At 54.5% G+C, this 12,370-nt stretch carries 13 protein-coding genes; 11 read left to right on the top strand and 2 right to left on the bottom strand.

The window, feature by feature from the left end:
• The first annotated feature begins 171 nt into the window (after positions 1–171).
• The 11 genes from ydgT (at position 172) to gstA (ending at position 10,012) form a co-directional block, all read left to right on the top strand.
• On the top strand, positions 172–387 hold the full coding sequence (gene ydgT, locus ACERJC_RS06155) for a transcription modulator YdgT (RefSeq protein WP_012905703.1): 216 nt from the start codon (positions 172–174) through the stop codon (positions 385–387).
• A 78-nt stretch (positions 388–465) separates the two neighbouring features.
• Positions 466–906 carry a DUF2569 domain-containing protein gene (locus ACERJC_RS06150; RefSeq protein WP_046480527.1) on the top strand — a complete coding sequence of 147 codons (441 nt, stop codon included), beginning with the start codon at positions 466–468 and terminating at the stop codon, positions 904–906.
• Positions 907–982: 76 nt separating this feature from the next.
• The gene (gene rsxA, locus ACERJC_RS06145) at positions 983–1,564 is read left to right on the top strand and encodes an electron transport complex subunit RsxA (protein ID WP_005121199.1); all 582 of its coding nucleotides are present in this window, start codon (positions 983–985) and stop codon (positions 1,562–1,564) included.
• On the top strand, positions 1,564–2,142 hold the full coding sequence (gene rsxB, locus ACERJC_RS06140) for an electron transport complex subunit RsxB (protein WP_373671266.1): 579 nt from the start codon (positions 1,564–1,566) through the stop codon (positions 2,140–2,142). Before rsxA ends, rsxB begins: the two co-directional genes overlap by 1 nt.
• On the top strand, positions 2,135–4,171 hold the full coding sequence (gene rsxC, locus ACERJC_RS06135) for an electron transport complex subunit RsxC (RefSeq protein WP_373671265.1): 2,037 nt from the start codon (positions 2,135–2,137) through the stop codon (positions 4,169–4,171). Before rsxB ends, rsxC begins: the two co-directional genes overlap by 8 nt.
• On the top strand, positions 4,172–5,230 hold the full coding sequence (gene rsxD, locus ACERJC_RS06130) for an electron transport complex subunit RsxD (RefSeq protein ID WP_286633198.1): 1,059 nt from the start codon (positions 4,172–4,174) through the stop codon (positions 5,228–5,230).
• Between the two features lie 3 nt (positions 5,231–5,233).
• Entirely contained in the window at positions 5,234–5,854 is a 621-nt protein-coding gene (gene rsxG / locus ACERJC_RS06125; RefSeq protein ID WP_152404819.1) for an electron transport complex subunit RsxG, read from the top strand.
• Positions 5,855–5,857: 3 nt separating this feature from the next.
• Positions 5,858–6,556: an electron transport complex subunit E gene (locus ACERJC_RS06120; RefSeq protein ID WP_046480516.1), complete on the top strand. Its 699-nt coding sequence runs from the start codon at positions 5,858–5,860 to the stop codon at positions 6,554–6,556.
• Positions 6,553–7,188 carry an endonuclease III gene (gene nth / locus ACERJC_RS06115; RefSeq protein ID WP_286633197.1) on the top strand — a complete coding sequence of 212 codons (636 nt, stop codon included), beginning with the start codon at positions 6,553–6,555 and terminating at the stop codon, positions 7,186–7,188. The genes ACERJC_RS06120 and nth overlap by 4 nt, the downstream gene beginning before the upstream one ends.
• 608 nt (positions 7,189–7,796) lie before the next feature.
• Complete coding sequence (gene dtpA, locus ACERJC_RS06110; protein WP_152404821.1) at positions 7,797–9,302, top strand: dipeptide/tripeptide permease DtpA; 1,506 nt, start codon at positions 7,797–7,799, stop codon at positions 9,300–9,302.
• A gap of 104 nt (positions 9,303–9,406) precedes the next feature.
• A complete protein-coding gene (gstA, locus tag ACERJC_RS06105) occupies positions 9,407–10,012 on the top strand; it encodes a glutathione transferase GstA (RefSeq protein WP_373671264.1) in 606 nt (201 codons plus the stop codon).
• A gap of 48 nt (positions 10,013–10,060) precedes the next feature.
• Here the strand turns inward: gstA and pdxY are convergent, their stop codons facing one another.
• A complete protein-coding gene (gene pdxY / locus ACERJC_RS06100) occupies positions 10,061–10,921 on the bottom strand; it encodes a pyridoxal kinase PdxY (protein ID WP_373671263.1) in 861 nt (286 codons plus the stop codon).
• Between the two features lie 66 nt (positions 10,922–10,987).
• Entirely contained in the window at positions 10,988–12,262 is a 1,275-nt protein-coding gene (gene tyrS, locus ACERJC_RS06095; RefSeq protein WP_042319202.1) for a tyrosine--tRNA ligase, read from the bottom strand.
• Positions 12,263–12,370 lie beyond the last annotated feature (108 nt).

Here is a 12,370-nt window from a genome sequence, read left to right as displayed (position 1 = left end):
TATTGCCAGTCATGGCGAAGCGCGTTACCCTTCGCTCTGGTGTCGTCTGACACGTCAAACACCACTTAAGAAAATACTTTGTTGACATTTGCCTGCCGGTTCTTTTCGCCGGAAAGGTTTATTTACGTTCACGACTCGTAGGCTTTATTTTTATAATAGGGATCCCTGTTTATGACTGTTCAGGATTATTTATTAAAATTTCGCAAAATTAGCTCGCTCGAAAGTCTGGAAAAACTGTTTGACCATCTGCACTACACCCTTACCGATGACCAGGACATTATCAATATGTATCGCGCTGCCGATCACCGTCGCGCTGAACTGGTCTCCGGCGGTCGCCTTTTTGATGTTGGCCAGGTACCGAAATCAGTCTGGCGCTACGTGCAATAAGAAAGTAGCGCTTGCCGGTAAAAGCTTTATAATAACCGCCCCAAAAAGAACGGTACATATGGCAATTCCGGAGATTTTATGACCACAACACCGGCACAGCGCATTGGCGGTTGGTTACTGGGCCCTCTGGCCTGGCTTTTAGTCGCCTTGCTGAGTGCCTCGCTGGCCCTGTTTCTGTATGCTACAGCACTCGCCTCTCCCAAAACGTTTGCGATGCTGGCAGAGCAAAGTACCGGCAATCTGCTGTTGTGGGGCGTCTCTTTTCTCACCGCGATCGCCATGTGGTATTACACCCTGTGGTTGACGATTGCGTTCTTTAAGCGCAGACGCAGTGTTCCGAAACATTATATTATCTGGCTACTGGTCTCCGTCTTACTGGCGGTTAAAGCCTTTGCTTTTTCGCCGGTACCTGACGCACTCGCGGTACGCCAGTTGCTATTTCCACTGCTGGCGGCGGCACTGTTAGTGCCCTATTTCAAGCGCTCAGTACGTGTGAAAACCACCTTTGTGAATCCGTAATAACCCTACAGTTAACCTGTTGTCGCCTGCTGTAGATTGTCAGATAATAGGCGGCTTTTTTATTTCAGGCCGAAAAATGACTGATTACCTGCTGCTGTTTGTCGGAACTGTACTGGTCAATAACTTTGTACTGGTTAAGTTTCTGGGTCTTTGTCCCTTTATGGGCGTTTCCAAAAAACTGGAAACCGCGATGGGGATGGGGCTCGCGACCACGTTTGTGATGACGCTGGCTTCAATCTGCGCCTGGCTGATTGACACCTGGATCCTGATTCCGCTCGATCTCATTTATCTGCGTACGCTGGCCTTTATTCTGGTTATCGCGGTCGTGGTGCAATTTACCGAAATGGTGGTGCGCAAAACCAGCCCGGCGCTCTATCGTCTGCTGGGGATCTTCTTGCCGCTTATCACCACCAACTGTGCGGTTCTCGGTGTGGCGCTGTTGAATATCAATCTCGGCCACAACTTTTTGCAGTCGGCACTGTACGGCTTTTCCGCCGCTGTCGGCTTCTCACTGGTGATGGTGCTGTTTGCGGCGATTCGCGAGCGTCTCGCCGTCGCGGATGTGCCAGCTCCGTTTCGCGGTAACGCCATTGCGCTGATTACCGCCGGGTTAATGTCTCTGGCCTTTATGGGCTTTAGTGGTTTGGTGAAGTTGTAATGAATGCTATCTGGATTGCCGTTGCCGCCGTGAGCCTGCTGGGTCTGGTGTTCGGCGCTATCCTGGGTTATGCCTCCCGTCGTTACGCGGTGGAGGATGATCCTGTCGTTGAAAAGATTGATGAAATTCTGCCGCAAAGCCAGTGCGGGCAATGCGGCTATCCTGGCTGTCGCCCCTACGCGGAAGCGATTGGTGGCCAGGGTGAAAAAATTAACCGCTGTGCGCCCGGCGGCGAAGCGGTCATGTTGAAAATTGCGGAACTGCTGAACGTCGATCCCCAACCGATTGATGGCGATGAACAAGACGTTGCGCCGGTTCGCATGCTGGCGGTAATTGATGAAGCTAATTGCATTGGCTGCACCAAATGTATTCAGGCCTGTCCGGTGGACGCGATTATTGGCGCAACGCGCGCCATGCACACGGTGATGAGCGATTTGTGCACGGGCTGTAATCTGTGCGTTGACCCCTGCCCGACTCACTGCATTGAACTGCGTCCGGTCGCCGAAACGCCTGACAACTGGAAGTGGGATTTGAACACGATCCCCGTGCGTATTATCCCCGTGGAACAACATGCTTAAGTTATTCTCTGCTTTCAGAAAAGATAAGATCTGGGATTTCAACGGCGGCATCCATCCGCCGGAAATGAAAACACAGTCAAACGGCACGCCGCTGCGCCAGGTTCCCCTCGCGCAGCGTTTCGTTATTCCGCTCAAACAGCATATCGGTGCAGAAGGGGAACTGTGCGTCACCGAAGGGCAGCATGTACTGCGCGGACAGCCGCTAACCCGTGGATGGGGAAGAATGCTCCCGGTTCATGCGCCTACCTCCGGGACAGTGGTGGCGATTGCGCCCCACTCGACGGCGCACCCTTCAGCATTAGCCGAGCTGAGCGTAATCATTGATGCCGACGGTGAAGACCGTTGGATTGAGCGTGAAGGCTGGCAGGATTACCGTTCGCAGAGTCGCGAGGCCCTGATCGCCCGCATTCATCAGTTCGGCGTCGCCGGGCTGGGCGGAGCCGGTTTCCCGACCGGGAATAAATTGCAGGGCGGCGGCGACAAAATTCAAACGCTGATCATCAACGCCGCGGAATGTGAACCCTATATCACCGCCGACGATCGTCTGATGCAGGATTGTGCGGCGCAGATCGTCGAGGGTATCCGCATTCTGGCGCATATTCTGCAACCGCGTGAAATCCTTATTGGTATTGAAGATAACAAACCGCAGGCGATCTCAATGCTGCGTGCAGTGCTGGCCGGCTCGCAGGATATCGCGCTGCGCGTGATCCCAACGAAATACCCTTCGGGCGGGGCAAAGCAGCTTACCCAAATCCTGACCGGAAAACAGGTTCCGCACGGCGGTCGTTCTTCCGACATCGGCGTACTGATGCAAAACGTCGGCACGGCGTATGCGGTTAAACGTGCGATTATTGACGGCGAACCGATTACCGAGCGCGTTGTGACCCTCACCGGTGAAGCGGTCAGTCGTCCGGGTAACGTCTGGGCGAGACTCGGTACGCCGGTACGCCATCTGCTAAATGATGCGGGTTTCTGCCCTTCTGCCGATCAGATGGTGATCATGGGCGGCCCATTGATGGGCTTCACCCTGCCGTGGCTCGATGTCCCGGTGGTGAAGATAACCAACTGTTTGCTGGCACCGTCGGCAACGGAAATGGGCGAGCCGCAGGAAGAGAAAGGCTGCATTCGCTGTAGCGCCTGTGCCGACGCCTGCCCGGCCGATCTTCTGCCCCAGCAGCTTTACTGGTTCAGTAAAGGACAGCAGCATGACAAAGCCACCGCGCATAACATTGCCGACTGCATTGAGTGTGGCGCTTGCGCCTGGGTCTGCCCAAGCAACATTCCGCTGGTGCAATATTTCCGTCAGGAAAAAGCGGAGCTTTATGCAATAAGCCAGGAAGAAAAGCGCGCGGCGGAAGCCAAAGCGCGTTTCGAAGCGCGTCAGGCTCGCCTGGAGCGTGAGAAAGCCGCGCGTCTGGAACGTCATAAGAAAGCCGCCGTACAGCCAGCGGCGAAGGATCAGGATGCCATTGCCGCCGCCCTGGCTCGCGTTAAAGAGAAACAGGCTCAGGCGACGCAACCGGTAATGATTAAGGCGGGTGAAACACCGGACAATAGCGCGGTGATTGCGGCTCGTGAAGCGCGTAAAGCGCTGGCACGAGCAAAACAGGCCGGGAACGCCACCGCTACTGACACCGATCCGCGCAAAGCCGCCGTCGAAGCCGCTATTGCCCGCGCAAAGGCGCGCAAACAGGAGCAGCAGGCCAGCAGTAAACCCGCCGCGTCGGATGAACCGGTGGACCCACGTAAAGCCGCCGTCGAAGCCGCTATTGCCCGCGCGAAGGCGCGCAAACAGGAGCAGCAGGCCAGCAGCGAACACGCTGCGTCTGATGAACCGGTGGACTCGCGTAAAGCCGCCGTCGAAGCCGCTATTGCCCGCGCGAAGGCGCGCAAGCAGGAGCAGCAGGCCAGCAGTAAACCCGCCGCGTCGGATGAACCGGTGGATCCGCGTAAAGCCGCCGTCGCCGCCGCAATAGCACGGGCAAAAGCCAAAAGAGACGCTCAGCAGCAGGTTGTTAACGAGGATTAAATGGTATTCAGAATCGCAAGCTCTCCCTACACGCATAATCAGCGTCAAACGTCGCGCATTATGCTGCTGGTCTTACTTGCCGCCGTGCCGGGAATTGCCGTGCAATGGTGGTTTTTCGGCTGGGGAACTCTGTTGCAGATCGTACTCGCCTGCGCAAGTGCGCTGCTGGCTGAAGCCGCCGTGCTCAGATTACGTAAGCAACCGGTAGTGGCGATTTTAAAGGACAACTCCGCGCTACTGACCGGTCTGCTGCTTGCCGTCAGTATTCCCCCGCTCGCGCCCTGGTGGATGGTGATCCTCGGTACGGTATTCGCGGTGATCATCGCCAAACAGCTGTATGGCGGTCTGGGACAAAACCCGTTCAACCCGGCGATGATTGGCTATGTGGTGCTGCTTATCTCTTTCCCGGTGCAGATGACCAGTTGGTTACCGCCACAGGATATTGCCGCCACAACGCCAGGACTGCTCGATGCCCTGCAGATCATCTTTACCGGACAGACCACCGGCGGGGGCGACATGCATACGCTGCGCATGGGGATTGACGGGATAAGCCAGGCCACGCCGCTGGACACCTTCAAAACGTCCCTGCATGCCGGTCATTCTGTTGAGCAGATCATGCAATACCCCATTTACAGCGGCATCTTTGCCGGTGCGGGCTGGCAGTGGGTCAACCTGGCCTGGCTGGCTGGCGGTGTTTTTCTGCTGCAACAAAACGCTATTCGCTGGCATATTCCGGTTAGCTTCCTGCTCTCATTAGCCGTCTGCGCGACGCTGGGTTGGCTATTTGCGCCTGAGACGCTCGCCTCCCCGCAAATTCATCTGCTCTCCGGGGCAACGATGCTCGGCGCATTCTTCATTCTGACTGACCCGGTGACGGCGTCGACGACCAATCGCGGTCGTCTGGTGTTTGGCGCGCTGGCAGGCTTGCTGGTGTGGTTAATCCGCAGTTTCGGCGGCTATCCGGATGGCGTGGCCTTTGCCGTGCTGTTGGCCAATATCACGGTCCCGCTGATTGACTACTACACGCGTCCGCGCGTGTACGGACACCGCAAAGGATAATCCATGCTGAAAACGATTCGTAAACATGGCATCACCCTGGCGCTGTTTGCGGCGGGGTCGACTGGACTGACTGCCGCCATCAACCTGATGACCAAAACCACCATTGATGAGCAGGCGGCCATTCAGCAAAAGGCGCTGTTTGATCAGGTTCTGCCTGCCGATCGCTATAATAACCGTTTGCAGGATCGCTGCTTCGTGGTCAGCGCGCCCGCACTGGGGAAAGGTGAGCATCGCGTCTATATTGCGGAGCAGGACGGTACGCCCGTGGCGGCCGTGCTTGAGACAACGGCGCCGGATGGCTATTCTGGCGCCATTCAGTTGCTGGTCGGTGCCGACTTCAGCGGCACGGTTTTGGGCACCCGTGTAACGGAACACCATGAAACGCCGGGGCTGGGCGATAAAATTGAACTGCGCCTGTCAGACTGGATAACCGGTTTCAGCGGTAAAAAGATTCAGGGTGACAACGACAGCCACTGGGCCGTGAAAAAAGATGGCGGAGATTTTGATCAGTTTACCGGGGCAACGATTACGCCGCGCGCGGTGGTCAATGCCGTCAAGCGTGCAGGGCTGTATGCCCAAACGCTGCCTGCGCAACTGCCTCAACTTCCGGCCTGCGGAGAGTAAGTCATGAGTGAAATTAAAGACGTCATCGTTCAGGGATTGTGGAAAAATAACTCCGCGCTGGTGCAACTGCTGGGGATGTGCCCGCTGCTGGCGGTCACCTCGACTGCCACCAATGCCCTCGGGCTGGGGCTTGCCACCACGCTGGTGCTGACGCTGACCAACCTGACTATCTCCGCGCTGCGCCGCTGGACGCCAGCCGAAATTCGTATCCCGATTTACGTGATGATCATCGCCTCGGTGGTCAGTGCGGTACAAATGCTGATCAACGCCTATGCCTTTGGTCTTTACCAGTCATTGGGGATCTTTATCCCGCTGATCGTGACCAACTGCATTGTGGTGGGACGCGCTGAAGCCTTTGCCGCCAAAAAGGGCCCGGCGCTGTCGGCGCTGGACGGCTTCTCCATTGGGATGGGGGCAACCGGCGCTATGTTTGTGCTGGGTTCCCTGCGCGAGATAATCGGTAACGGGACGCTGTTTGACGGGGCGGACGGGCTGCTCGGCAACTGGGCAAAGGTGCTGCGTGTGGAAATTTTCCACACCGACTCTCCTTTCCTGCTGGCAATGTTACCGCCTGGCGCATTTATTGGGCTGGGACTCATGCTGGCGGTGAAATATCTCATTGATGAAAAGATGAAAAAGCGCCGCGCCAGTGCGGCAGTTGCGACGGAGTTGCCCTCCGGTGAACCAGGGAATGCCTCATGAATAAAGCAAAGCGGTTAGAAATATTAACCCGATTACGCGCGAACAATCCGCATCCGACCACCGAGTTGAACTTCAACTCCCCCTTTGAGCTGTTGATCGCGGTGCTTCTGTCGGCGCAGGCGACGGATGTCAGCGTGAACAAGGCCACGGCGAAACTCTATCCGGTTGCAAATACCCCCGCCGCGATGCTGGAGCTCGGCGTTGAAGGGGTCAAGTCCTACATCAAAACGATCGGCCTGTTTAACAGCAAAGCCGAGAACGTGATTAAGACCTGCCGTATTTTGCTTGAGCAGCATCATGGCGAGGTGCCAGAAGATCGTGCGGCGCTTGAAGCGCTGCCGGGCGTGGGCCGCAAGACGGCGAATGTTGTGCTGAATACCGCCTTCGGCTGGCCAACCATCGCCGTCGACACGCATATCTTTCGCGTGTGTAACCGTACCCAGTTTGCACCGGGCAAAAACGTTGAGCAGGTGGAAGAGAAATTACTGAAGGTGGTTCCCGCGGAATTTAAGGTCGACTGCCACCATTGGCTTATCCTGCACGGGCGCTATACCTGTATTGCCCGTAAGCCGCGCTGTGGTTCCTGTATCATTGAAGATCTCTGTGAATTCAAAGAGAAGGTGGATATCTGACCGCCAGGGGCTGGTAACATTGTCCAGCCATCACTTTTTGTTATCCTCTACTTCTTTCTTCCCAATCCGTCAATGATTCCGCTTTCTACGTCTTATACAAATGATTCATCCTGGCTATAAGCACTTATTCAGGTTAATCCTTTTTTTAATAACGAAAATTTCTATCCAATTGTGATCTCGATCATAGTGATAACTCTATGTAAATTTTTCTGTTCATTTTGGTTAACTTTGCATTCAGATGACAATGCGTCAGTTTTTATACACAAAACATTACACTGGCTATTTTTTAGATGCTGGCCTTTATCACTACATTATCCGACAAATAGCAGAACATATCGCCATACAACCATTTTCAGGGCAATGTGACAGCGTAATAAACTGCCATTACTCAATTAATAAAATTTAACGCTAGATAACATTTGCCCACCCCGTGGAATCCACCATTCAATATATATGTAACAGAGTATTACAAAGGACTTGTCTGAAAGTGCAAGATAGTGAACATTACTCGCCGTTTCCCCTCCCACTATAACAATTTCACGGCTACCCAAGAGGTATCACGTGACAGAACACCCCCGTTAATATGGGATGTAAAAAAAGAGGTTAAAGTGTCTACTGCAAACAAGAAACCAACGGAAAGCGTCAGTCTTAACGCTTTCAAACAACCGAAGGCGTTCTATCTCATCTTCTCGATTGAGCTCTGGGAGCGTTTCGGTTATTACGGCTTACAAGGAATTATGGCCGTTTACCTGGTTAAACAACTGGGTATGTCTGAAGCGGATTCAATCACTCTTTTCTCATCCTTTAGCGCCCTGGTTTACGGTCTGGTCGCCATTGGTGGCTGGTTAGGTGACAAAGTTCTGGGTACCAAGCGCGTCATTATGCTCGGTGCGGTGGTACTGGCTATCGGCTATGCACTGGTGGCATGGTCCGGACACGACGCCGGTGTCGTTTATATGGGAATGGCCGCCATTGCCGTCGGTAATGGTCTGTTTAAGGCTAACCCATCCTCTCTGCTGTCGACCTGCTATGCGAAAGATGACCCGCGTCTTGATGGCGCCTTTACGATGTACTACATGTCCGTCAATATCGGTTCATTCTTCTCTATGCTGGCAACACCGTGGCTGGCCGCGCATTACGGCTGGAGCACCGCGTTCGCGCTGAGCGTCGTCGGTATGCTGATAACCGTAGTAAACTTCGCATTCTGCCAGCGTTGGGTGAAAAACTACGGTTCTAAACCTGACTTCGAACCTATCAACATCCGCAACCTGCTGCTGACCATCGTCGGTGTTGTCGCGCTGATCGCAATTGCGACCTGGCTGCTGCATAACCAACAAATCGCACGTATGGTGCTGGGCGTGATCGCACTTGGTATCGTCTTTATCTTCGGTAAAGAAGCGTTCGCCATGCAGGGTGCCGCTCGTCGTAAAATGATTGTGGCCTTCATTCTGATGCTGGAAGCGATCATCTTCTTCGTACTGTATAGCCAGATGCCGACGTCGCTGAACTTCTTCGCTATTCGTAACGTTGAGCACTCTATTCTTGGCATTGCATTCGAACCTGAACAGTATCAGGCGCTGAACCCGTTCTGGATCATCATTGGTAGCCCTATCCTCGCGGCTATCTATAACAAGATGGGTGACACTCTGCCGATGCCAACGAAGTTTGCCATTGGTATGGTGCTGTGTTCTGGCGCGTTCCTGATCCTGCCGCTGGGAGCAAAATTCGCGACCGATGCGGGTATCGTTTCCGTTAACTGGCTGATCATCTGCTACGGCTTGCAAAGTATCGGTGAGCTGATGATTTCCGGTCTGGGTCTGGCCATGGTGGCACAGCTGGTTCCACAGCGTCTGATGGGCTTCATCATGGGCAGTTGGTTCCTGACCACCGCCGGTGCCAACATCATTGGCGGTTATGTCGCCAGCATGATGGCGGTTCCTGAAAATGTGACCGATCCGCTGATGTCTCTGGAAGTGTATGGTCGCGTGTTCCTGCAGATTGGCGTGGCGACCGCCGTGATCGCTGTTCTGATGCTGCTGACGGCGCCGAAACTGAACCGCATGACTCAGGACGACGAACCAGGCGAGAAAGCGTCCAAGACCGCTACCGCGTAAATTTCTGGGAAACGCGTAATGAAGCTGCTAACTTTGCGTTAGCAGCTTTTTTTTGCCTGAACCCGAACCAGGATACGTTAAACCTCAGTTGAAAGGAGTTATCGATGAAACTGTTCTACAAGCCAGGCGCCTGCTCTCTTGCTTCCCATATTACCCTTCGCGAGAGTGGGAAAGATTTCACGCTGGATGGTGTGGATTTGATGAAGAAGCGTCTGGAAAACGGTGATGATTTTTTCGCGGTCAATCCGAAAGGACAGGTTCCCGCCCTGCTGCTCGATGACGGCACGCTGTTAACCGAAGGCGTGGCGATTATGCAATACCTCGCCGATAGCGTTCCTGACCGCCAGTTGTTGGCGCCCGTGAGCAGCATCTCGCGCTATAAGACGCTTGAGTGGCTTAACTACATTGCAACTGAGCTGCACAAAGGCTTCACCCCGTTGTTTCGCCCTGATACCCCGGAAGAGTACAAACCGACCGTTCGTGCGCTGCTGGAGAAGAAGATGCAGTACGTTGATGCTTCCCTCAAAGAGGGACAGTGGATATGCGGATCGCGTTTCACTATCGCAGATGCCTACCTTTTCACCGTACTGCGCTGGGCATACGCGGTGAAGCTCAATATGAATGGGTTGACGCATATCGCGGCGTATATGAAGCGCATGGCTGAGCGTCCGGGCGTTGCGGCGGCGCTGAAAGCTGAAGGGTTACAATAAGCGAATTGTGCCGGATGGCGGCGGTAGACGCCTCATCCGGCAAGTGGGTCAGAGTTGTGTGGCGCTGAAGTAATGCTCTGGTTGCGCGATCCTGTCCTGTGCGGCAACCACCTGTAGTTCATATTCCTGCATCGTTTTGGTGGCAATCATAATCTCATACACCGCCGCAGTGACATGCTCCAGCGCCTGCTGGTTTGTCGCCCCCTGCAACAACTTCACTAACAGCAACCCGCTGGTCACATCGCCAACGCCGACCGGCTGGCGTGTGCCGAAATCCACCAGCGGACGGCTGATGTGCCAGGCGTCATCAACAGTGACCAGCAGCATTTCAAAACGATCCTGACTGTAACCCGCGCGCGCCAGATGTTTTACCAGCACGATCTCCGGTCCCTGTGCGATTAACTCGCGGGCGGCGACAACGGCGTCATCCACACTGTTCACCGCGTGTTCGCAGAGGATTTCCAGCTCAATCAAATTCGGCGCAATAATATCGCTTGCTGGCAGCGCGTGACGAACATGAAATTCGGCGACGCCCGGAGCGACGATGCAGCCTTTCTCCGGATGTCCCATCACCGGGTCACAAAAATATTTCGCCGCCGGGTTGGCCGCTTTCACCTGACGCACGATCCCCAGAATATGCTCGCCCTGCTCGGCAGAACCCAGGTAACCGCTCAGCACGGCATCGCAGCGCTTCAGCTGATCGATATCAGCTATGCCCTGCACAATCTCGGTCAGATGTGATGGCGGCATGACGCAGCCTGTCCATTTGCCGTATTGCGTGTGATTAGAGAATTGAACCGTATTGAGGGGCCAGACGTTGGCACCGAGGCGGCGCATCGGGAATTCCGCGGCACTATTGCCAGCATGCCCAAAAACAACGTGGGACTGGATGGCGAGAATATTCTTCATTTTTTGCTTACCACAACCCTGAAAATAGAAAGGGGCGTGGTTTCCCACGCCCCTGCTGACTTTCGATTACTTCCAGCACACCAGACAGTAATTCTTCTTACCGCGACGCAGCAGCGTGTAGCGGCCATACAGACGATCGCCTTCGACGAAGGTGTATTCCGGATCTGACTGCTTCTCACCGTTAATGGTGATCGCGTTTGACGCAATGGTTTTACGCGCCTGACCACGAGACGGCTGCAGTTCGGAATCTACCAGCGCCTGCATCAGGTCAGCGCCTTTTTCCATTTCAACCATCGGCACGCCATCCTGCGCCAGCTGTTCGAAGTCCGCTTCGCTCAAATCGCTCAGCGTGCCGTTGAACAGGCTCTCCGTGATACGTTTCGCCGCAATAAGACCTTCTTCACCGTGCACCAGACGCGTGACCTGCTCGGCCAGCACATATTGGGCACGCGGCGCTTTGCCGCTGTTCTTGTCTTCTTCTTCCAGCGCATTGATCTCTTCAATGTCCATGAAAGTGAAGAACTTCAGGAAACGATACACGTCGGCGTCCGCCGTGTTGATCCAGAACTGGTAGAATTTGTACGGACTGGTTTTCTTCGGATCCAGCCACACTGCACCGCCTTCTGTTTTCCCGAACTTGGTGCCGTCGGCTTTAGTGATCAGTGGAACGGTCAGACCGAAGACCTGATTCTGATGCAGACGACGCGTCAGGTCGATCCCGGAAGTAATGTTACCCCACTGATCGGAACCCCCGATTTGCAGCGCCACGCCATGCAGTTTATTCAGGCAGGCAAAATCATAACCCTGTAACAGGTTGTAGGAGAACTCGGTGAAGGAGATCCCCTGATCGTCACGGTTCAGACGCTGCTTCACCGCTTCTTTGTTGATCATCTGGTTTACAGAGAAATGCTTACCGATATCGCGCAGGAAGGTCAACACGTTCATGTTGCCGAACCAGTCATAGTTGTTCGCCGCGATAGCGGAGTTTTCGCCGCAGTCGAAATCCAGGAACGGAGCAACCTGTTTACGGATTTTGTCTACCCACTCCTGAACGGTGTCTTCGGTGTTCAGTTTACGCTCGGCGGCTTTAAAGCTCGGGTCGCCAATCAGACCGGTCGCGCCGCCGACCAGCGCCACAGGTTTGTGACCTGCCTGCTGGAAGCGTTTCAGGCATAACAATGGAACCAGATGCCCCAAATGCAAGCTGTCAGCGGTAGGATCGAAGCCGCAATAGAGCGCGATCGGGCCTTGCGCCAGTCGCTCTGCTAACGCTTCCTCGTCCGTCACCTGGGCGACCAGCCCCCGCTCTTGCAATTGTTTAATCAAGTTACTGCTTGCCATCAAAATCTCCATGTATAAAACGACTGCACCTTTGCCGGTACACGACTTTTCGCCAGACGCGAAAGCTCTATAGAATAAAGCGCTGGCGCACACAGCGCTAGCGCTTAA

The organism is Citrobacter telavivensis, from assembly GCF_041807075.1.
Taxonomy (GTDB): domain Bacteria; phylum Pseudomonadota; class Gammaproteobacteria; order Enterobacterales; family Enterobacteriaceae; genus Citrobacter_A; species Citrobacter_A telavivensis.
The sequence above is the reverse complement of the archived record's forward strand: the minus strand, read 5'-3'. Positions and strand labels throughout refer to the sequence as shown.

Excerpts from the sequence above, each read along its gene's own strand:
- ydgT (WP_012905703.1), top strand. The coding sequence starts at position 172 with ATGACTGTTCAGGATTATTTATTAAAATTTCGCAAAATTAGCTCGCTC.
- ACERJC_RS06150 (WP_046480527.1), top strand. The coding sequence starts at position 466 with ATGACCACAACACCGGCACAGCGCATTGGCGGTTGGTTACTGGGCCCT.
- rsxA (WP_005121199.1), top strand. The coding sequence starts at position 983 with ATGACTGATTACCTGCTGCTGTTTGTCGGAACTGTACTGGTCAATAAC.
- rsxB (WP_373671266.1), top strand. The coding sequence starts at position 1,564 with ATGAATGCTATCTGGATTGCCGTTGCCGCCGTGAGCCTGCTGGGTCTG.
- rsxC (WP_373671265.1), top strand. The coding sequence starts at position 2,135 with ATGCTTAAGTTATTCTCTGCTTTCAGAAAAGATAAGATCTGGGATTTC.
- rsxD (WP_286633198.1), top strand. The coding sequence starts at position 4,172 with ATGGTATTCAGAATCGCAAGCTCTCCCTACACGCATAATCAGCGTCAA.
- rsxG (WP_152404819.1), top strand. The coding sequence starts at position 5,234 with ATGCTGAAAACGATTCGTAAACATGGCATCACCCTGGCGCTGTTTGCG.
- ACERJC_RS06120 (WP_046480516.1), top strand. The coding sequence starts at position 5,858 with ATGAGTGAAATTAAAGACGTCATCGTTCAGGGATTGTGGAAAAATAAC.
- nth (WP_286633197.1), top strand. The coding sequence starts at position 6,553 with ATGAATAAAGCAAAGCGGTTAGAAATATTAACCCGATTACGCGCGAAC.
- gstA (WP_373671264.1), top strand. The coding sequence starts at position 9,407 with ATGAAACTGTTCTACAAGCCAGGCGCCTGCTCTCTTGCTTCCCATATT.
- pdxY (WP_373671263.1), bottom strand. The coding sequence starts at position 10,921 with ATGAAGAATATTCTCGCCATCCAGTCCCACGTTGTTTTTGGGCATGCT.
- tyrS (WP_042319202.1), bottom strand. The coding sequence starts at position 12,262 with ATGGCAAGCAGTAACTTGATTAAACAATTGCAAGAGCGGGGGCTGGTC.